At 58.9% G+C, this 23,125-nt stretch carries 17 protein-coding genes; all 17 read right to left on the bottom strand.

The window, feature by feature from the left end; genetic code table 11:
• Positions 1–290 precede the first annotated feature (290 nt).
• The 17 genes from OGM60_01885 to OGM60_01805 all read right to left on the bottom strand — a co-directional run bounded on the left by OGM60_01885 (position 291) and on the right by OGM60_01805 (position 23,104).
• Positions 291–1,022, bottom strand: coding sequence for an aquaporin family protein (locus OGM60_01885; protein UYI99563.1), 732 nt, complete (start codon positions 1,020–1,022; stop codon positions 291–293).
• A 49-nt stretch (positions 1,023–1,071) separates the two neighbouring features.
• On the bottom strand, positions 1,072–2,349 hold the full coding sequence (gene larA, locus OGM60_01880) for a nickel-dependent lactate racemase (GenBank protein ID UYI99562.1): 1,278 nt from the start codon (positions 2,347–2,349) through the stop codon (positions 1,072–1,074).
• A 487-nt stretch (positions 2,350–2,836) separates the two neighbouring features.
• A complete protein-coding gene (locus OGM60_01875) occupies positions 2,837–5,569 on the bottom strand; it encodes a phosphoenolpyruvate carboxylase (protein UYJ00139.1) in 2,733 nt (910 codons plus the stop codon).
• Positions 5,570–5,908: 339 nt separating this feature from the next.
• On the bottom strand, positions 5,909–7,222 hold the full coding sequence (hisS, locus tag OGM60_01870; GenBank protein UYI99561.1) for a histidine--tRNA ligase: 1,314 nt from the start codon (positions 7,220–7,222) through the stop codon (positions 5,909–5,911).
• A gap of 303 nt (positions 7,223–7,525) precedes the next feature.
• Positions 7,526–7,741: a hypothetical protein gene (locus OGM60_01865; GenBank protein ID UYI99560.1), complete on the bottom strand. Its 216-nt coding sequence runs from the start codon at positions 7,739–7,741 to the stop codon at positions 7,526–7,528.
• A gap of 10 nt (positions 7,742–7,751) precedes the next feature.
• Positions 7,752–7,934, bottom strand: coding sequence for a hypothetical protein (locus OGM60_01860; protein ID UYI99559.1), 183 nt, complete (start codon positions 7,932–7,934; stop codon positions 7,752–7,754).
• 3 nt (positions 7,935–7,937) lie between these two features.
• The gene (locus OGM60_01855) at positions 7,938–9,239 is read right to left on the bottom strand and encodes a M20 family metallopeptidase (protein ID UYI99558.1); all 1,302 of its coding nucleotides are present in this window, start codon (positions 9,237–9,239) and stop codon (positions 7,938–7,940) included.
• Between the two features lie 116 nt (positions 9,240–9,355).
• Complete coding sequence (locus OGM60_01850; protein UYI99557.1) at positions 9,356–10,339, bottom strand: DMT family transporter; 984 nt, start codon at positions 10,337–10,339, stop codon at positions 9,356–9,358.
• 200 nt (positions 10,340–10,539) lie between these two features.
• Positions 10,540–12,729, bottom strand: coding sequence for a YhgE/Pip domain-containing protein (locus OGM60_01845; protein ID UYI99556.1), 2,190 nt, complete (start codon positions 12,727–12,729; stop codon positions 10,540–10,542).
• Entirely contained in the window at positions 12,730–15,495 is a 2,766-nt protein-coding gene (locus OGM60_01840; protein ID UYI99555.1) for a YhgE/Pip domain-containing protein, read from the bottom strand.
• A gap of 445 nt (positions 15,496–15,940) precedes the next feature.
• Complete coding sequence (gene htpG / locus OGM60_01835; protein UYI99554.1) at positions 15,941–17,965, bottom strand: molecular chaperone HtpG; 2,025 nt, start codon at positions 17,963–17,965, stop codon at positions 15,941–15,943.
• A gap of 201 nt (positions 17,966–18,166) precedes the next feature.
• Positions 18,167–18,667: a GNAT family N-acetyltransferase gene (locus OGM60_01830; GenBank protein UYI99553.1), complete on the bottom strand. Its 501-nt coding sequence runs from the start codon at positions 18,665–18,667 to the stop codon at positions 18,167–18,169.
• Between the two features lie 39 nt (positions 18,668–18,706).
• Positions 18,707–19,357, bottom strand: a complete 651-nt coding sequence (locus tag OGM60_01825; GenBank protein UYI99552.1) for a phosphoesterase — start codon at positions 19,355–19,357, stop codon at positions 18,707–18,709.
• 17 nt (positions 19,358–19,374) lie between these two features.
• The gene (locus tag OGM60_01820; protein ID UYI99551.1) at positions 19,375–20,112 is read right to left on the bottom strand and encodes a CpsD/CapB family tyrosine-protein kinase; all 738 of its coding nucleotides are present in this window, start codon (positions 20,110–20,112) and stop codon (positions 19,375–19,377) included.
• 2 nt (positions 20,113–20,114) lie between these two features.
• Positions 20,115–20,771 (bottom strand): Wzz/FepE/Etk N-terminal domain-containing protein, encoded by a 657-nt coding sequence (locus OGM60_01815; protein ID UYI99550.1) that lies wholly within the window; start codon positions 20,769–20,771, stop codon positions 20,115–20,117.
• Between the two features lie 176 nt (positions 20,772–20,947).
• Positions 20,948–22,372 (bottom strand): ATP-binding protein, encoded by a 1,425-nt coding sequence (locus tag OGM60_01810; GenBank protein ID UYI99549.1) that lies wholly within the window; start codon positions 22,370–22,372, stop codon positions 20,948–20,950.
• Between the two features lie 3 nt (positions 22,373–22,375).
• On the bottom strand, positions 22,376–23,104 hold the full coding sequence (locus tag OGM60_01805) for a response regulator transcription factor (protein ID UYI99548.1): 729 nt from the start codon (positions 23,102–23,104) through the stop codon (positions 22,376–22,378).
• Between the last annotated feature and the right edge of the window lie 21 nt (positions 23,105–23,125).

Genomic DNA, 23,125 nt, shown 5'->3' with positions numbered 1-23,125 from the left:
ATCTCAAAGCATCGCCCCAACCCAAAGCGCCACGCATCCCAAAGTGCCACTCACACCTCAAAGCGCCTAACAACAAAGTGCCCGCAACATCCAAATTCAGATATATATGTTGGTTGCTTGTACGAACGCAACAAAGACCCCGCAGCTGGCCGCATGGGGTAACTTCCCAGCGCATTCCGCAGGACGAAAGAACCCCCGCCGCACGAAGTGCGCAGCGGGGGTTCTTTCATGTCCGAGGACGCGCTGGGAAGTTACCCCATGCGGCCAGCGGACAACTATGTAGCCTTAGCCTAGAACATGCCCAAGAAACCATGCACAAACAGCGCAGCCACGATAGCACCGACAAACGGAGCGATGCCAGGAACAAGCAGGCCGTACTTCCAGTTGTTGTCAGCCTTGTTCTTGATCGGCAGCACCTGATAGGCCATACGAGGACCAAGGTCACGTGCCTGGTTCATGGCGAAGCCAGTGATGCCGCCCATGCCCATGCCAACGGCCCAAACGATCAGGCCGACGCAGATGGCGAGCATCAGGACGTTCTCGCCAGCACGGTTAGCAGCAGCAAGGATGGCGCTGATGAACACGAAGGTGCAGATAGCCTCGCAGAAGAAGTTACGGGCATAGTTGGTGCCCTCGGTGGTGGGGTTAGTCGAGAAGATGTTGCGCTGGGCAATGGGGTCGACGACGCCCTCGGAAGCCTTGAACTCATCGGCATACATAAGCCAAGCGATTACGGCGCCCACAAAGCCGCCGAGCATATCGGCAATCATGAAGGGGATGCAGCTGCTCCACGGCACCAGGCCTACGATGCACTGGGCAAGCACCATGGCGGGGTTCATGCACACGGCGCCGCCAAAGACAAACAGGCAGACCGAGATGCCAAAAGACCAGGTGGTGATGGCAAACATATGGCCGGAGCCCTGATACTTGGTGCCCTTGAGCACGGTATCGCAGTGCACGCCCACGCCAAAGATGATCATGAGGGCCGTTGCGCCGAATTCGCAGAGGAGTTTGGTAAGCATAAAACCTTATCTTTCTTGTCGGTTATAAACGATTCGTTTGGGCCACGCACTAGTGCTGCGCGACGACAACGCCCAGGCCATCGGGAATGACTGCAACCTTGGCATCGGCACCCTTCATCTCAAAGGCGAGCTTGAGCGCCTCCTCGATAGTGTTGACCGGCGTCATGTGCATATCCTTGAGCATCTGGTGATCGCACAGGTCGGTGACCATGATCACAGGGTGATGCGCCAGGATGCGGGCAAAGATCTGGCTCGTCCACTGATCGGGCAGGGTCTCGTCCTTAGGACGGTCGATGCAGGCGCGCTCAAACTCTGCCGGATCGTTGTCGGCGATGTTGTGATAGAAGCCCTCGCCGCCGTGGCCGTCGGCACAACCGGCGACATCGATGATCACGCCGCCCTCGGGAAGCGTGGCCTCGGCAGCGCACATGCCCTTCACGGCCTGATAGATGTTCTGGTCGAGCGGGTAACCGCCGTTGGTGGTGATGGCAATCTCGCACTCAACGGGCTCAACGCCGGCAAGGCTCTTCACGAACTCGCAGCCAGCCTCGTGCGCCTTGTGGATGTCACCGGCAAAAGAACCGATGACCTCGTGCTTGCCGTTGAGCACCACGTTAAGCACAAAGGCGAGGTGGGCCATCTCGGCGGCGGCGAACATATCCTCGCTCACGTGGTTGTGGCACAGGTTGCCGGCACGCGAATGGGAATCGTTCACAAACTGACCGTTGTGGTTGTACATGATGGTCTTGTAGCTGGCGATACCGGGCAGCACGGACTTGCGGCTGCCAGAGAAACCGGCAAAGAAGTGCGGCTCAATGAAGCCCTCTGCAAGCAGCAGATCGCAATCGGCGGCAATCTTGTTGATGATGCACTCGCCACCAGAAGGCAGGGTACCGATCTTTTTCATCATGCTGTCGTCAGTCGCGACGTGCATAACGATTTCCTCGTTGGCAACGATCTCCTCGCCATACTTGTTGACGAGTTCCTCGTGTGTCGACGGACGGTGCATACCCGTAGCAACCAAAATACGCACGCGAGCCTCGGGCGCAGCGGAATGGATGTGATGCAGCAGAATAGGCATCGTCACACGCGAGGGAACGGGACGCGTATGATCGGAGCTAATGATGACAATATCCTTCTTGCCAGCACAAAGCTCCTCGAGCGAAGGCGAGCCATAAGGGTTGGCAAGCGACTCCTCTACCAGCTCTTCCTGCGATTTTGTAGTCTTAAACTCGTTTTGATGACCTTCCATCACACCCGCGAAGTTCTTATCCTCGAGCTCCAGATGCAACGTCTTGTGGTCAAACGGCAGTTCACATTCAAACAATGACGAGCGCCCTCTTCCTTTCATCTAACACACTAGATAAACCGTTGGAAGGATACGCCGCTCACCGAAAAACTCCACCGTACACCGAGTCATTAACACAACGTTCATATTTGACCCACAACAAAACGGCCGCGACCCCAACCGGGACCGTGGCTGCTACAGTCGTAAGGCGAGAAGCGCACTTAATTCTCATCAGCCCCAATCCCCGAAGACCGAGGACAAAAGGGCCCGATGGGTCTCCCTCTGAATGCATTCCGCAGCACGAAGCCTTTTCCAAACGCGCGAAGCGCGCCATTATTCCCCCAGCCAGTAATCCGCCGAAGACCGGACATCGCAGGGGCCGCCGTATGTTTACTTTCCGGCGCACTCCGCAGGACGCAAGAAGCCCTCGCCGCACGAAGTGCGCAGCGAGGGCTTCTTGCATGTCCGAGGACGCGCCGGAAAGTAAACATACGGCGGCCCCGGACAGCGACTACAGGGCTATCGATTACCCCGTGTTCTGCAATCCAGCCGAGACGCCGGTCACAGTCGAAAGAATCAGGCTCATGTACTCGGCCTTCTTCTCCTCGGCCATCTCGTCCTGGTTCATACGCACCTCACGAAGGGCGCGGACCTGGGCGATGGACAGGGCGTCGACATAGGGGTTACGCACGCGGACGGCGCAGCCAAGCACGCGACGACGCTGCAGCGGCCACTCGTCACCGACGATGGCAAGGACCCACTTACGCGTGAGCTGCATCTCGGTGAAGACCTTCTCGGACAGATCCTGGCGATCGCCCAGGTGCAGATACATCTTGGCGATGCGCTGGTCGGTCTTGGCGATCGACATCTCGATGTTGTCGATGAACGTGCGGAAGAACGGCCACTCCTGGTAGGCAGCCTTAAGCTGGTCAAGGTCGCCCAACTGCTCGCAAGCGGTGCCCAGGCCGTACCAAGCGGCCAGGTTAATGCGCGCTTGGCTCCAGCTGAAGATCCACGGAATGGTACGCAGGTCGTCGAGCGACTTGGCACCCAGACCGCGCTTGGCGGGACGCGAGCCGATCGGCAGCAGACCGACTTCGGTCAGCGGCGTCACGGTCGAGAACCACGGTGTAAAGTCCTCGGTGTTCAGCAGGTCCAGATAGCGCTCGTGGCTTACGGCGTTGAGCTTCTCTGCCATGTCCCAGAACTTCTGCGTGGTCTCGGTGTTGGTCTTCTCGACGCTCGGGGCCGACTGCAAAAGCGTTGCGGCGGCAACGGACTCAACATGGCGCTGAGCCAGCGTGCGGTTGCCGTAACGGGCAAAGATGACCTCGCCCTGCTCGGTGAGCTTAAAGAAGCAGTTAACCGAACCCTTGGGCTGCGCCAGCACGGCCTTGTTGGCCGGGCCGCCGCCACGGCCCACGGCACCGCCGCGACCGTGCATGAGCACCAGGTCGATATCGTTCTTCTCGGCCCACTTGGCGATGCGCTCCTGCGCGGAGTGCAGCGCGAGCATGGCCGTGGTAGGACCGGCATCCTTGGAGGAGTCGGAGTAGCCCAGCATGACCTCCATGCGGCGGTTGGTCTGGGCAAGGCGCTTTTGCACCACGGGCAGCGTGAGCATCTGGTCGAGCACGTCGACGCAGCCCTCGAGGTCCTCGAGCTGCTCGAACAGCGGGATCACGTCGAGCTCGGGAACGTCCTCCTCGTGTGCAAAGGACAGGTGGGCAAGTTCAAAGACGTCGGCCACATGCTGGGCGCTCTTGGTGAACGAGATGATGTAGCGGTGCGCCATCTTCTTGCCGTAGCGCTTCTGGATGGAACCGATGGCACGGAAGGTATCGATGACCTCGCGCGTCATGGGCTGCAGGTCGCCATGGATACCGTTCTCGTGGATATCCTTGAGGGCGCGGGCGTGCACCACGGAATGCTGACGGAACTCCATCTCGACCATGTGGAAGCCGAAGGACTCGACCTGCCAGATGATGGTCTGGACCGGGCCGTAGGCGGCACGGACGGCACCGCAGGCGGCTAGCGAGCGCTGGACGACGCGCAGGTCATCCAGGAACTCATCGGCGCTGTGGTACATGGTGTCGGTGATGCGACGCACGGTTGCGTTGAGTCGGTCTGCCATGACGAGCATGACGGCGCGATGCGGCTCGTGCTCGGAGATCAGCTCGGCGCGGGCCGTGTACTGGGTGCTCATCTCGACCTGATGGTTCCACAGGTTGATGAGCTCGGCAGACGGCTTGCTGTAGGTGGCCTCGAGCGTCAGGTTGCGGCCGATGCGGCGGCACTTGTCCTCGAGCTTGAGCACCATATGGATGAAATACTTGGCGGCGACCTCACGGCTCACCTTAGCGGTGACGTTGGGGTTACCGTCGCGGTCGGAACCGATCCAGCTGCCGGGGTGGAAGAACGCCGGGCACAGTGGCGGCACAGTGCCGGCCTTGTCGCCCAGCACCCAGTCGTCAAAACGACGATAGATAACGGGAATGACGTCGAACAGCGTGTTATCGAAGATGTCGATGATGGTATCGGCTTCCTCGACCGGCGTGGGCTTCTTGAGAGCGATGGGGCTCGTACGCACCAGGGCGTCGATCTCCTGCAGCATATGGCGCTCGTTCTCCACCAGGTCGGAGCCGCCCAGGCGCGGACGCTCCTCCAGCAGGTTGGAGATACGGCGAATCTTGCCCTCGACGGCCTTACGACGGGCCTCGGTGGGATGTGCGGTAAAGACAGGGTGGAACTCGAGCTTGTCGAGCAGCTCGTTGGCGCCCTCGACACCCATCTCGTTTACCAACTGGTGATAGGCGACGGTGAGTTCGTTGGCGGGATCGACCTCGGTATCGGTCGACGCACCTGCCTCGCGCTCGCGCAGCTGCGCCACGCGGTAGTTCTCCTCCGACAGGTTTGCCAGATGGAAGAAGCTCGTAAAGGCGCGGACAATAACCTGCTGCTTATCGAGCGGCAGGCTGTCGATAAGATCGACGACCTCACGAAACGCCACAGCAGTAGGCTCGTCGGCGGTGGGCACGCCCTGCTCGTCGACGGACTCGTCGGCAGCACGGGCGCCGGGGTTTCCGGCATTGGCCACAATCTCGGCCGTCAGGATCTTGTCGAACAGGTCCGCGATCTCGGGATCATACTCGCTAAGCACACGGCGCTCCAGGCGCAAGAACAGCGCCAAGTTGTCGCGCAGCTCCTCGGGGATCTCGATCTCGGCGAGACGCTCCCTGGACTCGGCATTCGAGCCGATTCGGTTAACGAGGCGGTTGACCACGGCAGCGACGCGCGCCGCGGCTTCGGGTACAGACTGGTTGCTTAGGTTCTCAGCCACGTTTCCTCCCATTCCTCCTTCTATGCACGTAACATGCGGTATTCATTATAGGCACTCGGCAAAAACTTTCGGCGCTGATTGCACTTTACCACACAAAAGTATTTTCTGCATTGCAAGGGTTTTTGCCCTAAATGGTCGTATTTCTCGGTGGGCGGCATACGTAAATAGGGGCATTCCGCATAAAAGCGAAACACCCCCGTAACAATCGCTCGCAATGAGCTGGGCACCTCAGCGGCACTACAGCTCAAAAATCATGCGCTACAGGCGCTCGCGAACCGCCTCGACCACGTTGGCCAGATCGACGAGGGCCTCGTCATGGCTCTCCATGTCGCGCACCTTGACCTTGCCGGCGGCAAGCTCGTCGCCACCCAGGACCAAGATGAGCTTGGCGCCCACCTTATCGGCCTGCTTAAACTGGGCCTTGAGCGAACGGCCCTGATAGTCGGCCTCGGTCACGATACCTGCGGCGCGAAGCTCCTGCGTAATGGCAAAGACGTTCTGGCGCAACTCCTTGCCGGCGTTGGCGACGTAGACACACGGGGCCTCATCGGCGCCCAGGTCGCTGCCAAAGGCCTGCAGGGCCAGCAGGGCGCGCTCAAAACCGACGGCGAAGCCGACGCCGGCCGTGGGCTTGCCGCCCTCGAGCTCGACCAGACCGTCGTAGCGACCGCCGCCGCCGATGGAGCCGACGCCGGCGCCGGGGGCCTCGACCTCAAAGACGGTACGGGTGTAGTAGTCCAGGCCGCGCACCAGGGTGGGATCCTCGACATACTCGATGCCGGCGGCATCCAGATAGCGCTTGACCTGCTCGTAGTGCTCACGGCACTCGTCGCACAGGTTGTCACCCATCAACGGAGCCTCGGCCATGATCTCGCGGCAATGGTCGTTCTTGCAGTCGAAGGCGCGCAGCGGGTTAAGCTCGGCGCGCTCGCGGCACTCATCGCACATCTCGTCGGCGTGATCGAGAATGAACTGCTTGACCTGCTCGCGATAGGCCGGACGGCACTGGGCGTCGCCCATCGAGTTAATGAGCAGACGAAGCTTGGAAAGATCGAAGCCCAGGCGCTTGTAGAACTCCATGAGCATGATGATGCATTCGGCGTCTGCCGCCGGATCGGGAGCGCCGAGCCACTCGATACCCACCTGGTGGAACTGACGCAGACGACCCTTCTGGGGACGCTCGCCGCGGAACATGGCCTCGGCATAGTAGGCCTTAAACGGCGTGGAGCCCTGGGGCACCAGGTTGTTCTCCACGACGGCGCGCACCACACCGGCCGTGCCCTCGGGGCGAAGGGCCAGGCGCTGCTTGGGCTTGAGCTTGGTATCGGTACCCTCGGTAAAGACGCGCTCCAGGTTGGCGCCGCTAAACACGCGGAACATCTCCTTGCGCACGACGTCGGTCGACTGGCCGATGCCGTGGACAAAGACGTCCACCTGCTCGATCGCGGGCGTCTCGATGGGCTTAAAGCCAAACGGCTCGAACACGCCGGCAGCGATCTGCTGCATCTTTTGCCAGGCGCGCATCTCGGCGCCGATAAGGTCGCGGGTTCCCTCCGCCTTCTGTGCCTGCATGGGCAAACACCTTTCTTTTGTATCGCGTCATAGGTAGTGGACATTATACGGCACAAAGCAGCAACGCGGCGGCGCGTCTGACCGAACGAGGGTATGGGGACTCGTTCGGCCAGATGCGCCGCCGCGGTTTGTGATCCGTTTTCCTCCGTCCCCTTCGGATCACGTGATCTGTTGGGGACGGAGGAAAACGGATCATTTCGTAGGCCCGTGGCCGCCTTGGAAACCGAATGATGGTACGAGCATCCATTCGGCTTCCAGGACAGCCACGGACAGAACAGGGCGAACGAAAAGAGCGACGGACGTCTACTCCCCCGCCACGCTTGCGCGCAGCTTGGCGGCGATGGGCTCAGACGCCCGCAAGAACGCCAGCATGATTACCGAGCACGCCAAGCAGACAATCCAGGTGCTCACAAAGGAGCCCGTAGCGTCGAACAGCACACCCGAGACGATGGCGCCTACGGTGCCACCGACCATCTCGAGCGAGGTAATGGTGCCCGTGACCTTGCCCAGGTCGGCCATGCCAAACTGCTTAGACGCAGCGATCGTGGGCGTTGGAGATGGTGTACTGCGCAAGGGAAATGCCCAGGTCGCTGACGATGAGCGGCTGGAACAGGCTCATGCAGTTGACGAAAATCGTGTAGCACGTGGCCATGATCACGAAGCCAGAGGCCACCACGAGCCAGCCGGGGAAGAACTTGCGTTGCAGGGGCATTGGTTACTCCCTGTGGTCGGCGATATAGCCCAAAGCGACGGCGGTATAAGCCGCGGCACCGAGCGGCAGCTCGGCATCGTTAAAGCGCGCCTTGGGATGGTGCTGGGCAAAATGCTCATCCGTATCGGTTACAGCGGCGCCCACGGTAAAGTACGCACTCGGGATCTCGCTCGAGATCAAAGCGAAGTCCTCGCTCGCCATGGCGTGGAACAACGGCAGGAAGGCGGCCTTGGGCAGCGTCGCACCCACATAGCCAAGCGACGCCTGCGTCATGCCGTCGTCGAGTACCAGCGGCGGAACATCCGAAAGCGTCTCGATAGTCGCCGGCGTGCGATACGTTGCGGCCACACCGTTGACGACCTCGGCGATGCGGGTCTTGAGGTGCTCCATGAGCTCGACGTCGAAGCCGCGCAACGTGCCTTCGAGCACGCAGGTGTCTGGGATGACGTTGGCCGCTTGGCCACCGGCAAACTTGCCCACGGTCAGTGCGACCTCCTTGGCCGCCGGCACTTCGCGAGCGATAAGCTCCTGAAGCGCCAGGTGCACATGCACGCCGGCCGTGATGGGATCGATGCAGATCTCGGGGCTGGAACCGTGGCCACCCTTGCCCTGCAGCGTGATACGGAAACCGTACACGCCCGAGAGCGCCGGGCTCCCATAGAGCACCAGGCCGAGTGGCGATTGGCTGTTAACGTGCATGGCAAAAGCCGCCTGAGGACGCGGGTTCTCGAGCAAGCCATCGGCGATGGCAGCGCGTGCCCCCTCAAAGGTCTCCTCGCCCGGCTGGAACAGCAGCTTGACAGTAGCATTGGCGTCGACAAGCTCGGCCTCGCGGACCTTGAGCAGGCGCGCCGCACCAAGCAGCGCCGTCGCGTGCATATCGTGTCCGCATGCGTGCATACAGCCATTGATAGAGGCAAAAGACTCTCCCGACTCCTCGGCAACAGGCAGGGCATCCATATCGCCACGGAGCATGATAACCGTACCGGCCTGCTTGTCCGTGCACGTACCGTTATCCCGAGCAGCAGCTGCCGCGCCGGCACCGATAAGGCCAACGACACAGGAGCCGTCAACAAGCACGGCATAGGGAATATCCATCTCGTCGAGACGTGCCTGGATAAAGGCGGACGTCTGTGGAAGGTTGTTACCGAGCTCAGGCGTTTGATGGAGATCGTGTCGCCACGCAGCGAGCTCGTCTGCAAAAGCCCGAGCTTCTGTGACCAGGCCATTGCCGATAGCGGCCTGCGCCACCGTAGTGGTCTGAGGCGCTGGTTGCGGTTGAAGATCGGACAGAGCTGGTGCCATAAATGCCCTCCAGTAACGTTTTTGCAGCAAGCACTTTGATAGCGTAAAGTGCAAGGCACAACTGTAAGGGCATGACATAAAAAATGCCGCCCTGGGAGGGCGGCGCAACAATTTGTTTACAATCGCGCTCGCGGCTTTTTGCGCAAAAAGTCGAAATGCGTCTCGCTCAAAATGATCGATAGGAAGATGAGTGCGAAGCCGGCGAGCAGACGCGAGGTGAGCGCCTCCCCCATCAGCAGCACCGAGAACAGCACACCCGAAGGCGACTCCATCGAAAGGAGCAGCGAGCCCGTCGAGGCCGGGACATGCGCCAGGCCGACGTTTTGGATGAGCAGGGCCACGCACGTACAGCCCACCGAGAGAAACGCCATCACACCGATAAAGCTCGGCGTCCACACGGATAGAGGCGCTTGGGTCTCGAAGAGCAGCGACGATACCAGGCTCAGCACGCCGTTGCCCACAAACATCCAAAACGTGATGACGTTGATGTCCATTTTGCGACCGTACTTGGCGGTCACCGCCATCTGGATGGCGAAGAAGACCGCACCCGCCAGCGTAATGGCGTCACCGATGTTGAACTCGACGCTATCGAGCGCCACCAGGCCAATGCCCGCCAAGCACAGCAGTGCTGCACCCAGGTTATAGCGGGTGAGTTTTTCGCCGCTCAGAAAATAGCTCGCGAACGGCACAAGGATGCAATACGTGCCCGTCAAAAAAGCATTCTTGCCTGCCGTAGTATGCGCCAGGCCGACCGTCTGCAACGCATAGGCCGCCCACATAAGCACGCCCATACTCAGGCCAACAATCAGATTGCGAGCGTTGAAATGTGCAGTGATGCGCTTGTGGAAGACGGCAAACATGACCAACGCTGCAGGCAGAAAGCGTACATAGAGCAGCTCGAACACCGGAATGGTGTCGAGGGCGTCCTTCATAGTGGTAAAGGAGTAGCCCCAGGTGACCGCCACCGAAAGTAGCAAAACCTTCCAGAACAGCGGAGAGCGTGCGCCGGCACCCCTGGGAATACCGCCCGCGCCCAAATCCTCACGGGCCACAGGGCTATCGGGCATGTTTTCGATTTCGTTGGCAGCGTATTGGGCCATGGAACATCCTCGCACTCAATCTGGGCGTGGTGTCCGCACGCGTATGGCTGCGTGCCGCCTCATGGTCAAATAAAAACGGGACGCACCGGACCCCCGGCACGCCCCGCTACTGTAGCAACAATCAAGCAGCCCACGCAATCCAGCCCACTAAAGTACCGACTTGAATAACCTCGATGTTTCGTCAACGTCACGCTGTTACACTAAATAAGCTTTGTCGACTCCAGCTTTTCGATGATCCAGTCGTTGGCTTTGATGACCGGACGGCGGAAGACGACGCCCAAGGCCAGCGACGGAATCAGATAGCTCGCCAGAATGCCCAGCTCAACCCAGTACTCCATATGGTAGGCGCCGGCCATGGCGGCATGCATGGCGTTGATGCCATGAGTGAACGGCAGGAACGGATAGATTGCCTGGAACACGGGGCCGGTCATCTCGATGGGGAACGTGCCGCCCGAACCGCCGACCTGCATGACCAACAGCACGACAGCGAGCGCCTTGCCGATATCGCCAAACGAAACCGTAAGCGTATAGACGATATTGGAGAACACGAGACTCGCGACCCAGCCCGCCAGCACAAACTGCAGCGGGTTGTCGCACTGAATGCCAAAGAACAGAATGTCGCCCGCGCACACGAGCGTTGCCTGCAGCAGAGCCAAACCGCCAAAGAACAGGTAACGGCCCAGATAGATCTCGTGCAGGCGTACGGGGACGAGCTCGTTGATAAGCTCATCGTCAACCGAGACCTTCATCATGGCCGCCAGTACAATCGAGCCGACCCACAGCGACAGAATCGTGTAGAACGGTGCCATGGCCGAACCGTAGTTGCGGATCGGATAGACCGGTTTGCGGTCAAGCGCGACGGGACCGGAAAGCGACACGGCCAGACCCTCGGGATCGTTGCCGATCATCGTCTTGATCGTAGCGAGGTCATCCGACATCAAGGCGCCGTCGAGCTCGTCCTTGAAAGCGCTGATCTTGTCCGACGCCTCACCCAGCTGATCGGAAGCCTTGTTGACCAGCTTTGCAGCCTTGGAGAGGCCCTTTGCCAGCGAACCGGATGCGTCGGTCAGGCCGGCAACAGCACTATCCAGGTCGCCCGAGATACCGTTGAGCGAATCCAAAACGCCCGAAATAGTCTTCTTGAGCTCCTTGGCCTTAACCGAGAACGTGGAATCGTAGTCGGACTTGGCTCCCGAAATGCCCGCCTTGGCATCGGCGATGGCCTGGTCGACCTCAGCACGCATGCTGTTGACCTCTGCCATACTGTCAGAAAGGGACTTAGCGGTTGCCGTTAGGTCCTTGGCGTTGTTTCGATACTCCACCGCGATCCTGCTCAGCGATGTTGCCACAGACTTGAGGCTCTCCTGGAGCTTTTCGTCACTGACCTGCTCGGCAAAGCCGCGGAGCTGATCGGCCATCGCATCGATATCCTTGGCGCGCGCATTGAGGGCCGCAGCGGCATCGTTGAGTTGGGACACCGTAAGGTCGACATGCTGGTTTGCGGTGTCGAACGCCTTCGCGAGCTCGGCAGACACATTGTCGAACGAACCAGCACTTCCATCGATTGCGGCATCGATGGCATCGTTTGCCGCCTTAAGCGCTTCTTTGGAATCATCGATGCCGCTTTTGGCATGTTCCATGAGCTGCTTTGTCGACTCATCGACGGCACCGGTCTGCTTGAGCATGCCGCTCGCCGACGTCAGCGAATCGGACGTGGAGCTCAAAATGCCCGCCAGCGACGAAGCATTTGCCTGAACGTCTCGCAGGTCCTCAATCGAATCGCCGAGCGTCGAGGACAGGTTGGCGATAAAGTTGCTGACCTGGTCGGTGCTCATGTAATCGAGCAGGCTGGACACCGTCTTAAGACCGATGCTCGTAATGGTCTCGGTAAAAGTTTCGTTAACCTGGCTCTGGACGGCGCTCGAACCCTTCTCGGTCACGATCTGCGCAATGGCGTTGGCCTTCTGATTCTCGTAGAACTCGATATCGGCATGCTTCACGTCGGTCGAGAAAAGCGTCATCATGTCAGCGCTAAACGTTTTGGGGATAACGACGGCAGCATAGTACGCGCCCGACTTAACGCCCTCGATAGCCTTTTCGCGATTGTTGAGCACAACCCAATCGAAGCTCTCGTTGCCGCGTAGGGTGGCGGTCACGTTTTCGCCCACGTTAACCTCGACGGGGATCAAATCGCTCTCGTAACCCTCATCGGTGTTGACCACGGCGATCTTAAGATTGCCGGTGTTGCCGTACGGATCCCAGCTGCCGGCGATGTTAAACCACGCGTACAGACACGGTACGATAATGAGGCCCATCACGACAACCAAGCCGATCACGGAGCGAGACACGTTTTGGACATCGCGCTTAAACAGATGCAGGATGTTCTTCATTTATGCCTCACCTCCTTTGGAGTGCTTGCCAAGCGCGGTGGTATCTCCATCATTTGTGGCTGTGCTGTCGCTGCCCTGAGATTTATGGTGCGAGCCGATATGCGGCAAGCGGCCCGTGGACTGATCGCCGCCCTTGGCACCACGCTCGCTGGCGTTGAGGCCAAACATGTGGCGGGCGGCAGGAATGGCGGCCGTGTGTTCGCGCATCTCGCGACGCAGGTCCTCATCCGAAAGCGCCGAGATGCGCATCTGGGTATTGAGGCTCGCTCGGATATATTCGATATTGATAAGCCAGCCGCAGATGGCAATAACCGAGATGATCCAAATGACAAGCAGGATGATCTTGCCGTTATTGTCGATATCGAGAACCGTCGACAGGACAAAGAGCAGGACCTGAACGCCCACCACGGCGGCAAAACCGCCCTTGATGTAGTACGGGTAGCGATGTTCAAAGGCGACCGCATGATCGAGCAGTTCGCGACGGTACGAATCGGAATCGAGCATGACGCGCATGGCCGTGCGCAGCGAGTAGCGCTGGCGCGGCAGGTCGTTGGACTCGCAAATCATCATACCGGTCGTGGAGAGCTGTTTATCAAAGAGCAGGTTAAGGTTGAGCAGCAGCGGACGCAGCTGCAGGCCGATAAAGAGCGCCACGATCAAGAACACGCCCAGAATGCACAGGTTAAACAGGTAGTTGAACGAATACATGCCGCCGACCGTCTCGCGCAGCAGATTGATGCCGTAGGTAAAGGGCAGCAGCGGGTGCAGCCACTGGAAGAAGCCGGGCATCATCTCGATGGGGTACATGCCCGACGAACCCGGGATCTGCACGATGACAAGAATGACGCCGATTGCCTTGCCGATATGCTTAAACGTAGTGGACAACGCGTAAATGATGTTGACGTACGTAAATGAGATGGCGATGCCGCCCAGCACAAATAGGAGCGGACTGACGCACTGTACGCCAATGACCAGATCTCCCACCGTAACGATAATGGCCTGCAACGCGCCCAGGATCACCAGGAGCAACCAGCGGCCAAAGTAGCCTTGGCGCGCCGTAAAGCTGCCAACACCTTCACGGTCGACCTCGAGCTTGTAAATGGCGATGAGCACATAGCCGCCCACCCAAAGCGCCAGATTGGTGTAGAAGGGAGCGATGCCCGAGCCAAAGCTCTTGACCGGATAGATTGACTTGGACGTCAACTCAACCGGAGACGCCATGAAATCTGCCACGTCATTGACATCGACGCCCATCAGATCGGCCAGCTCGCCCATGGACTCGGAGGTCTGCAGCGCCGCGATGTCATTGGCGGCGGTTGCAAGCTTGTCCTGGACCTTGGCAAGCGAGGAATCGGTCTGGGACAGCGTGGTCTTGGCCTGGCCGAGCGTAGCGCTAAGCTGCGCCAACGTGCCGCGCGCATTTGCAAGTGTAGGTGTCATACCCGAGACGATACCGGTCAGGTCGCCCGAAACGGCAGCAAAAGAGTCGAGCGCGCTCGAGGCCTTCGGCAGCGCGTTTTGGCCCAAGTCCGTCTGGGCTTGGCCAAGGTTGGTCGCACCGGTATGAATTGCGTTATTGATAGCGTCACTGGCACCCGAAACAGCCGCTGCGTCATTCGCCATGGCGCTCGACTGCGCGGACAGACCGTCCTTGATGCTCTGAAGCTTTTCATTCTGCTCTCGAAGCAAATCGATGGTCGATACAATGCGCGCGTCAATTTCCTCGGAACCTGTCGACGTGTCATTGGCGAGAATCTCTAAGTGCCCGATAACGGCCTTATTGTGGTCGATCGTCGCTTGGAGAGACTCGAGCGAGTTGTCGATACGGGTGGTCGTAGATGTGACCGTGCCCGTCAGCTTGCCGATGGCAGCGTTCGCAGAGGCTGACGTCTTGGTGAGCGCAAGGCTGCCTTCCGAGAGCGCCTTGGAGAGCGAGGCGACAGAGTTGCCCGCCGTGGCGCGAGCCTCGCCCAGCAGGTCATTGCCCTGGGAGATCGCCTGCGTCAGCGACGGCGCCTGACCCTGCAGACCGGCAAGTGCCGCATCTGCCGAGGCAATGGAACCACTCGTCTTATCGATGGCGGCATTCATGTCGCCAATCGAATCACGCACTTCGCCCAACGTATCGGAAGCCTCTGATACCGAACCGGCCAACGAATCCTGAGTCTGGGTTGCCTTGTCCTTTAAATCGACTCCGGCATCCTTGGCAATACTGGCAACGGTCTCGCCCACCGTGGAGACAAATTCCGAGTTGATCTGCTCCTCGATGGTGTTTGCACCGGTGTCGGTAACCTTGGGCGCAATAGCGCTCTTCTTCTCATTGACGTAGTACGTAAGCTTGGGCTGATGGTAGTTGCCGTCGAGCATCGAAACCAGGTTATCCGAGAAGTTCTTGGGGACTACGATGGCCGCATAGTACTCACCGCTCTCGACGCCCTCTTTGGCATCGGCCGCAGAATCGACGAAGGTCCAGCCCAGCTGATCGTTCTCCTTGAGCTGATCGACGACCTGATCGCCCGCGTTGAGCTCGCCCACCAGGTCGTTTTGGGTGCCCCGATCGTTGTTGGCGATGGCAATCTTGATGCCCTGGGTGTTTCCGTACGGATCCCAGTTGGCCACGATGTTGTACCAGGCATACAGCGAGGGAATAACGCACACGCCAAGGGTAACCACCAAGGCGACGGGGTTCACAAGCAGTCGCTTAATGTCGCGCTTAAATATCGCAAAGGAGACCTTTGCATTGGATAGTTTGCTGCCGAGACTCACGCTTGGACCATCCATCCTGTCGTTGAATCAAATCGTACTATCGACAACCATTGTACGTAGGCGCTTTAGCGTCTCAGAGCACAATGGTATTGAGTTTTGCGGGTAGCAATATACTACGAAGACGAATTAACGTACAGTTGTACAGTATCTTAAATTTCAGCAGGTCACAAAACCACAACCCGCACAAATTAGCAATTCAAATAGCATCGGGGACGTTCTTAAACGACTAGTCAAACAAAAACGCCCCCAATGACTACTTAGGACCACGAAAGCGTCGCTGGTTGAGCATAAGTCAGCGAAAACGCCCCTAAGCGAGCAAGGTGACGCGAAAGAGGAGGGAAGCGTACTTCGGTACGCGACCGACGATTGAACGTCAGATTGCCGCTTAGGGGCGTTTGCAGCGTCGAGCTGTTACGCGGTTTGGTAAAACCGCGTAACTACCTAACTACATCAAGTTGCAGACAGCCGCCGCGAAGGCCACGGGGTCCTCGGGCAAAACGCCCTCGACCAGCAGGGCCTGGTCATAGAGCAGGCCGGAGTACTGCTTGATCTTGTCGGTGTCGCCCGCCTTCTGGGCAGCGACGAGCTTGGCAAAGACCGGGTGCTTGGCGTTGAGCTCGAGCACGCGCTGGCTCTTGGGCATACCGTCGGGCGCGCCCTCGGGACCCTTCTGGAGCACCTTCTCCATCTCGAGCGAAAGCGGGCCCTCGGTGGTGATGCACGCGGGAGCATCGGTCAGGCGCGCAGAGACGGCGACCTTCTCGACCTTGTCGCCGAGCGCCTCCTTCATGGCGCTAAAGAGGTCCTCGTTCTCCTTGGTGGCGTCCTCGGCCTCCTTCTTCTCGTCCTCGGTCGCCAGGTCAAGATCACCGGTCGCGACGTTCTTGAGCTCCAAGTGACGATCCTCGACCTCGGGCTCAGCACCGTCGGCAACGGCCTTCTCGGCAGCCTCGCGGGCAGCATCGTCCTCGTAGATCTTGGGCATATCGGCGGCAACGTACTCACGCATGGCCTGGAACGTGAACTCATCCACATCCTGCGTCAGCAGCAGCACGTCATAGCCGCGGTCGAGCACGCCCTTTACCACGGGCATCTTGGCCAAGCGCTCACGCGAGTCGCCGGCGGCGTAGTAAATGGCCTTCTGATCCTCGGGCATGCCCTTGGCATACTCGGCCAGGGTAATCATCTTCTGCTCCTTGGCAGACCAGAACAGCAGCAGGTCGGCGAGCTCATCGGCCTTCATGCCATAGCTCGAGTAGATGCCGTACTTAAGACCGCGGCCAAAGTTCTCAAAGAACTTCTCGTAGGCCTCGCGGTCGTTGTCACGCATATCCTCAAGGTCGGCAGTGATCTTCTTTTCCACACGCTTGGCGATGGCCTTGAGCTGACGGTTCTGCTGCAGCGTCTCACGCGAAATATTGAGCGTCACGTCGGCGGAATCCACGACGCCGCGCACAAAGTTGTAGTAGTCGGGCAGCAGGTCGTCGCACTTCTCCATGATCAGAACGTTGGAGCTGTAGAGCGCCAGGCCCTTCTCGTAGTCCTTACTGTACAGATCGAACGGCGCGCGGCCCGGCACAAACAGCAGGGCGTCATACTCGAGCGTGCCCTCAGCATGGAAGCTGATGGTGCGCGCCGGATCGTCAAAGTCGTGGAACGTGGACTTGTAGAACTCGTTGTAATCCTTCTGTTCAACGTCGGAGCTGCGCTTCTTCCAGATTGGCGTCATGGAGTTGATGGTCTCGAGCTCCTGGTAGTCCTCGTACTCGGGCTTGTAATCGTCGCCGGCGTCCTCGGGCTTGGGTTTCTGGCGGCTCTTGCTCACCATCATCTGAATCGGGTAGCGCACATAGTTGCTGTACTGCTGAATCAGGCTCTTGAGGCCCCACTCGGTCAGGAAGCGATCGTAGGTCTCGGCCTCGCCGTCGGCGTCGAGCTTCTCGTTCTCACGCAGCGTCAGAATGACATCGGTACCGTGCTCGGCACGCTCGCCATCCTCGATGGTGTAACCCTCAAGACCGTCGGACTCCCAAACGTGGGCGGTATCCTCGCCATAGGCGCGGCTCACGACCTTCACATGGCTGGCGACCATAAAGGCCGAGTAGAAGCCCACGCCAAACTGACCGATAATGTCCACATCGGAGCCCTGCTGCTCGGCGTTCTCGGTCTTAAACTCCTCGGAGCCGGAATGGGCGATGGTGCCCAGGTTGCGCTCGAGCTCCTCGGCGGTCATGCCAATGCCGTTATCCGAGATGGTAATGGTGCGGGCGTCTTTATCAAAGGAGACGCGAATAGCCAGGTCGCCCTGATCGAGCTTGACACTCGGGTCCTGCAGGCTCTTAAAGTTGAGCTTGTCGACGGCGTCGCTCGCGTTAGAGATAAGCTCGCGCAGGAAGATTTCCTTATTGGTGTAGATGGAGTTGATCATAAGGTCGAGCAGTTTTTTGCTCTCGGTCTTAAATTGACGCATGTGCAGTCCTTTCGCGCTACCCCCGTCCGCAAAAACGGCCCGGTTGCCCGAGCCGCATCGCAGACCTGCTATGTTCAGACTTAGATTTTATAACCCATTAGCGCGCATATATACATACGGAATCGAAAAACTGTATGTCAGAGCGCTCTGATGCGCCAATTGCCAAGGAGTGCCCCAACTGCCGGCAGAAAAGGAACGTCCCTATCTGCCATCAACGCGCTTGGCCATCCAGACATGGGGCTGTCCCTCGTCTTCGTAGTCTACCGGGGCAATTTGCGTGTAGCCCGCCTTTGCATAGAGCGGCAACACGTATTCCTGCGCATGCAGCTTAATAAGTTTAGCGCCGGCATCGCGTGCACACGCAGCGCTGGCCTCGACGATCACACTCGCCAGTCCGCGACGACGCATAGCCGGCAGCACGGCGACGCGCCCCATAATGTAGGTCTCCCCCGCCGCAACGTCTTCGTCCATGTCACATGCCGGCGACACCGGGGCTTCCGCATCTGCCGCGCGCTCCAGCTCCTCGGGAAACACGCGCGAGCAGCCGGCGAGTTGACCATCAACATACAGCGTCACATGAATGCAGTCAGAAGACTCATCAATCTGGTCGAACTCGATTTCGTAACCCTGTTCGTCCATAAAGACGGCGCGGCGCACCAGCGCCGCATCCTCAAAGCATCCCGTCTTAATTTGAATATCCATGGTCGCCCCTCCGTTCAAAGCAAACGTTAGGGACAGATTTTAGCGAAAGTGAGCGCCTCGCACGCTAAACTTGGCTCGCGCCTTTGCAAGGTAATCGTAGTGACGAACATTGTGGGCGTCGCTTGCGATAAAGCTGTACAAGCCCTCGTCAAACAGGCGCTGCGCCGGCTTTTTCTCGCGACCAAAGCGCCCGCCGGCAATAAAATCAGCCGAAGCCTGCAGCTTGCAACCCATATCGACCAGACGCTCGGCCACACTCACATCCTTTTGAACAGCGCGATATCGCTCGGGATGAGCGATGATCACCTGGTAGCCGCGGCATTGCAAATCGTAAATCGTACTCTCGTACTCTCTAAACGCATAGGGATCAGCATGCGTCGAAAGCTCAAGCAGGAACTCATTGGTGCCATCGAAATGCAGGTACTCCGCGGCGTCGATGCCCAGCTCGACAAGCTTTCGGTGGTTGACCTCAAAGCCCATCTGAAGCGGAAAACCATCTGCGTTATCCTGCAATAGCTCAAAGGCATCCCACATCTTGTCGTAATCAAAATAGGGATCACGGCAGTGAGGAGTGCAAACGATTCTGGTTACACCGGCCCGCTTGGCAGCCTCGAGCATCGCCAAGCTCTCATCGAGATCGGCGGCGCCGTCGTCTACACCCGGCAAGATATGGCAATGAATGTCACGCATAGGTCGGCCTTAATCAACTAAACGTTTGCCCGGTTGGTGAAGATGCCCTTTTTGGAAGTGCCCTGATCAGCGGAGCCCTTCTTAACCTTCTTACCGTCCTTGGTGTAGTAAGAATAGTAGTACTCGCTGGTCTCGGTCTCACAGTAATTCATGACGGTACCGATGAGCTTGACCTTCTCGGACTTCTTAAGCTGGGCGATAGCGTTGAGCGCCTCTTCGCGCTTGGTGAAGTCTTCGCGCACCACGAACAGCGTGCCGTCGGTCAGGCTGGCAATCTCGGCAGCATCGATGAAGGTGCCGACCGGAGGAGCATCGAAGATGACGTACTGGAACTTAGCAGACAGTGCCTTGACCAACTTGGAAAAGCGATGGGAGACGATGATGTCTGCAGGATTGGGAATATGCGGCTCGGCATCGAGGAAGTAGAAGTTCTTCTGACCCGTCTCGACAATTGCCTGGTCAATGGAGATCTGCTCGGAAAGGACCGCATAGAGTCCGCCGCGCGAACGAACGCCGAGCATATCGGAAAGGGACCTGCGGCGCATATCGGCCTCGACCAGGAGCACGGACTTGCCGCTCGTGGCGATTGCCTGAGCAAGGTTAATGGCAACCGTTGACTTGCCCTCGTTGGGAATCGAGGAGGTAACGGTGATGGTGCGAATGGGGTCGTCCACGCTCGCAAAGCGGATGTTGGCCAGAAGGGTCTTGGCGGCATTCTGTACAACGAGCTTATCGGTGTTCTTTGCCTTAGCCATGCCTATTTACCACCTTTCATAGCCGGAATTCGGCCAACAACGGGAATACCCAGGAGCTCTTCTGCCTCTTCGGCACCGCGGATGCGGGTATTGAGCATGTCTGCCAAAACGACATAGGCAACTGCGATAAAGATACCGGCGAGGAACGCAACGGCGACGTACAGCGTGCGCTTGGGGCCGCTGGGGGATTCGGGGGTCTTAGCCTTATCGATAACGTTGATGCTCTGAGCGGCACCGACATTCTGGGCGACCGTGCTCACCGAGCTGGCCATGGCCCTTGCCACCTCTGCCGTCTCCTCGGCATCGGTGCCCGTCACCGAAAGTGTGATGACGCGCGTCGTGGTCTCGGAGGAAACGGAAATCTTGTAGTCGTCCAGATCGGCGAGGCCCAGATCCTTGGCAGCACCGCCCTTAACGCTATCGCTATCGAGCAGCGTGGCGATATCGTTGGAAAGCATCTGGCTCGCCGAAAGATCGTTGTAGCTCATCTGACCGCTATCGTCGGTCTTGGCGAGAACGTACATGCTCGTCGTGGCGGTGTAGGTGTTATCCATCATAGCGAAGGAGACGACGCCCATGGCGATCGCGCAGACCACCGGAAGGGCAATGACCAGCTTGAGGTGCTTTTTAAGCAGCTGGAACAGTTCAAGAAGGGTCATGCAGCTTGCCTTTCATTTCCCTAGTTCGTATCGACAAAACTGCTCGTATGATATCGCATCTTTCTGCCAAGTCCGAACTTTATACATAAGATACAGCACATACGGCAATGTTGCGCAATAATAACGCCGCATCGGCAACCCCGGTGCGGCGTCAAAACAACACGTTTGCTGCATTGCTACGCAAATGATTCGTCCTGCCGTACGGGAAACGTCACCGTGATGGTAGTCCCCACACCCAGCTCGCTCGATAGGTCGAGCGAAGCATGGTGATACACGGCGGCATGCTTAACGATGGCCAGACCCAAGCCTGTTCCGCCACGTGCCTTGGAGCGGCTCTTGTCCACGCGATAGAAGCGCTCGAACACCTTGCCCTGCTCCTCGGGCGCGATGCCGATACCTGTATCGGCAACCGTCAGGTACGGATGGCCCTCATCATTGGTCCCACATCGAAGCGTAACCGTGCCACCGGGCTGGTTATAGCGAATAGCGTTACTGGCCAGGTTATAAATCAGCTCATCGATCAGGCGCGACACACCTTCGATCACCACGGGCTTCGTCTCGTGCCCAATGGTCACATTCGACTGCCGGGCAACCTGCTCAAGACGCTGTTCCACCGTCAAAATGGCGCGAGAGAGCTCGATGGGCTCTGTGGACCCAATAGGCACCGCCTCGCCCTCGGATGCTCGCTCCGCCTCATCCAAGTTGGAAAGCGTGAGGATGTCGTTAACGAGCGCTGCCAGGCGGCCCGCCTCGCGATAGATGCGACCGCCAAAGTTGCGCAGATCGTCCTCGCCCTCAACCATGCCGTTTGCAATAAGCTCGGCGTAGCCCGAAATCGCGGTAAGCGGGGTCTTGAGCTCATGAGTGATATTGGCCGTGAACTCACGACGCATGCGGTCGTTATCGGCCAGCACCGCCATCTGGCGTTTAAGCTCCTGGCGCTGCGACTCAATGCGCTCGAGCATGGGAACCATCTCGGCGTAGGCATGTTCATAGCTACGGCGCGGATGGTCCAAATCGACCTCCTGCAGCGGCGCAATGATGGCACGGGATTCGCGACGCGCAAGGAAAAACGAGAGCACCGCGCCCGCCACCGCGATAAGCAGCATCGGCGCCACCAACGAGAGCAAAATCGCCGCAACGCCAGGCTGAGCCTGTGCCAAACGAACGACCTGACCGTTATCAAGGGCGACGGCGCGATATAGCATAATCTCGTCGAGCGTGGCGCTCGAGCGCTCCGCGGAGCCCGAACCGCTCTCAAGGGCCTCAACGACCTCGGGGCGATCGCCATGGTTGGGCAACGTGGAAGGAGACGCCTCGTTGTCGTAGGCGACCGATCCATCCTTATTGATCAGCGTGATACGAAGGTCCTCGCGATCGAGACTTCGCAAGAATGCGATGGGTTCCTTCTGCTCGTTTAAGGCGGCGGCAATAAGCTCGGTTTCTTGCGAAAGGTTGGCACTCGTGGCATCTGCCAAGGTGTTTTGCACGAAGAACGCGCCCAGCACCGTAAACGCCAAAATGACGGACATAGCGCAGACAAATATCGTCGCAAACACGCGATGCGAGAGCGTGTGTTTTCCCTGAGGGGCAAAGACCACGGACTACTCCTCCGATGCTGCTGCCGCAGCGACGGCATCTTCAGTATCGCTACCGGCGGAAGGCTCCGCCAGGCGATAGCCCACGCCGCGCACCGTCTCGATAGCGCCGGCACGCTCGCCGAGCTTTTGGCGAAGCGTCTGCACGTGCACGTCGACGGTACGCGAGCCGCCATCGAAGTCCCAGCCCCACACGCTCTGCAGCAGCGACTCGCGGGTAAAGACCACGCCGGGCTTGCGCATAAGATATTCGAGCAAATCGAACTCGCGCAAGGTGAGTTTGAGCGGCTCGCCGGCAACGGTCACTTCGCGATGGCTGGGCGAAAGCACGATATCGCCCACGCTGAGCACATCGCTTGCCTGTTTGACCATGCCGCCGCGGCGCAGCAGCGCACGGCAACGGCTGGCAAGCTCCATGAGCGAAAACGGCTTGGTCAGATAATCGTCGGCACCGCCATCGAGCGCCATCACCTTATCGAGCTCGGTATCCTTGGCAGTGAGCATCATGATGGGCACCGTCGCCGTCAGGCGGTCGGCGCGCAGGCGACGCATAATTGCCAAACCGTCGGTATCGGGCAGCATGATGTCGAGCAGGACGGCATCGGGTACCCGTCGCGCCACGGCGGCCTTAAACTCGCCATCGCACGAAAAGCCTTCGGCCTCGATTCCCTGCTTGCGCAGTGCATAGACCGTCAAATCCCTGATGTTGTCATCGTCCTCGACGTAATAGATCATGTTGAACCCCTTTGCGGCCGG

Source organism: Coriobacteriaceae bacterium, assembly GCA_025757745.1.
Classification (GTDB): Bacteria; Actinomycetota; Coriobacteriia; order Coriobacteriales; family Coriobacteriaceae; genus Collinsella.
Note: the sequence above shows the minus strand (reverse complement) of the source record. Positions and strands in the feature narration are given on the sequence as shown.